The sequence below is a fragment of the Citrobacter sp. W9 genome, assembly GCF_026719375.1.
GTDB lineage: Bacteria > Pseudomonadota > Gammaproteobacteria > Enterobacterales > Enterobacteriaceae > Citrobacter > Citrobacter werkmanii.
In genome coordinates this window covers 1-2,044 of record NZ_JAPPTE010000063.1, presented here as the reverse complement: position 1 = coordinate 2,044, position 2,044 = coordinate 1, and the positions used below count along the sequence as shown (strand labels likewise).

The window sequence follows — 2,044 nt, the reverse complement described above, 5'->3', positions numbered from 1 at the left end:
GGAAATTTCCACCTCACCCGTAAGCCGGTACCGCTCGCCGCAGCCGAACGACCGAGCGCAGCGAGTCAGTGAGCGAGGAAGCGGCACATCTCCCGTTACTACATGTTCTGCTGACGCGCCGGTGCCGCCTTTTTCTCCTGCTACATGAAGCACTTCACTGACATCCGCATCCGTGCCAACATATTAAGCCAGTATACACTCCGCTAGCGCTACGTGACTGGTTCAGGGCTGCGCCCCGAAACCCGCCAGGACCACTGGCGCGCCTGACGGCTTGCCCAACGCTTCACGGCACCTGATTAAAATCCGCTCCCGTTCACCGTTTCTGATGGTTCTGACATTCCGCCGCTGCTTCATTGCTTCCACCTTGTCTGGCAGACTGGCCAGCGTGATGCTGAACAGGAGACCTACATGACGCGACTGACCAATCTGACGCCGGCAGAGAAGCAATTTCTTGATGATGCTGTTGCAGCTGCAGAGCGTGCTTCCGGCAAGAAACTCAACCAGCCGAACCGACATATCGTGCTCAACCGGGCAAGAGCGCAGATTGAGTCGCAGCGGCACGCCGACCGGCAGCGCGCTCTACGTGAGGAAGAACGGCAGCAGGCCGAATTTACCTGGTCACGTCCGCGATCGCCGCGCCGGTGAGTGGCTGTTATGAGGTTTCTGCTGCAGTTTTGTGATGAAACTGCAGGCAAGGCATTTCCGTGCATAGCCATGCAGACGCGCAGAAATCATCAGGAACGTTTTTCGGGGTTTTCCCCGGGGAAAGGTGCCGGAAATCGGCATGAGGCCGCAGAAACGCGCTGAGAGCGTCTTAGGCGGTACCGATAAGGGATGTTATGGTAAATGTGCCTCACAGACTGGTACAAAAAAAGCCCCGCAGGGCTTTTTTGCTATGAGTTAGCCATATTTTCTTGCGAATTTTTCATCGGAATCGCATAGATAAATAATAAACTCAATAAACGCGATGATCGCGGGTATGAATGTCCAGCAAAAAATTAGATACAGGAATCCCTGTCCTATTTTACCTAAGTAAAATTTATGTGCGCCAAATCCACCAAGGAAGAATGCTAATAGCGCGGCTGCGATTCTACTTTTTTCACCTGAACCTGAAGAGGCGTTTGTGGCTCCGCAGTGTGGGCATGACTTTGCTGTTTCGTGTATTTCCTTGCCGCATCCTCGGCAGTAAACCATTGAACTCATTTTTTATCCTCGAGCTTATTTTTAGTTGGGATGCATAATATCCAATGTTTTATAACGATATGCATCCTATATGCTCGGGTGGGATAGATTTCCATTATGGTGAAGGATCTTCTTGAGATCCTTTCTGTAGCGTCGTAATCTCTTGCTCTGGAAACGAAAAAACCGCCTTGCAGGGCGGTTTTTCGAAGGTTCTCTGAGCTACTAACTCTTTGAACCGAGGTAACTGGCTTGGAGGAGCGCAGTCACCAAAACTTGTCCTTTCAGTTTAGCCTTAACCGGCGCATAACTTCAAGACTAACTCCTCTAAATCAGTTACCAGTGGCTGCTGCCAGTGGCGCTTTTGCATGTCTTTCCGGGTTGGACTCAAGACGATAGTTACCGGATAAGGCGCAGCAGTCGGACTGAACGGGGGGTTCGTGCATACAGTCCAGCTTGGAGCGAACTGCCTACCCGGAACTGAGTGTCAGGCGTGGAATGAGAAACCGCGGCCATAACAGCGGAATGACACCGGTAAACCGAAAGGCAGGAACAGGAGAGCGCACGAGGGAGCTACCAGGGGGAAACCCTTGGGATCTTTATAGTCCTGTCGGGTTTCGCCGCCACTGATTTGAGCGTCAGATTTCGTGATGCTTGTCAGGGGGGCGGAGCCTATGGAAAAACGGCTTCGCCGCAGCCTCATCGTTTCCCTGTTAAGTTCCTTCCTGGCATCCACCAGGAAATTTCCACCTCACCCGTAAGCCGGTACCGCTCGCCGCAGCCGAACGACCGAGCGCAGCGAGTCAGTGAGCGAGGAAGCGGCACATCTCCCGTTACTACATGTTCTGCTGACGCGCCGGTGCCG

3 protein-coding genes are annotated in these 2,044 nt (G+C 53.0%); 1 reads left to right on the top strand and 2 read right to left on the bottom strand.

Features of this window, described 5'->3' with window-relative positions; translation table 11 throughout:
• Positions 1 to 408 precede the first annotated feature (408 nt).
• Complete coding sequence (locus tag OOJ59_RS27785; protein WP_031942344.1) at positions 409 to 645, top strand: hypothetical protein; 237 nt, start codon at positions 409 to 411, stop codon at positions 643 to 645.
• 255 nt (positions 646 to 900) lie between these two features.
• Here the strand turns inward: OOJ59_RS27785 and OOJ59_RS27780 are convergent, their stop codons facing one another.
• Both OOJ59_RS27780 and OOJ59_RS27775 read right to left on the bottom strand, forming a co-directional pair.
• A complete protein-coding gene (locus OOJ59_RS27780) occupies positions 901 to 1,203 on the bottom strand; it encodes a TM2 domain-containing protein (RefSeq protein WP_031942343.1) in 303 nt (100 codons plus the stop codon).
• 308 nt (positions 1,204 to 1,511) lie between these two features.
• Positions 1,512 to 1,625 carry a hypothetical protein gene (locus OOJ59_RS27775; RefSeq protein ID WP_032634168.1) on the bottom strand — a complete coding sequence of 38 codons (114 nt, stop codon included), beginning with the start codon at positions 1,623 to 1,625 and terminating at the stop codon, positions 1,512 to 1,514.
• Between the last annotated feature and the right edge of the window lie 419 nt (positions 1,626 to 2,044).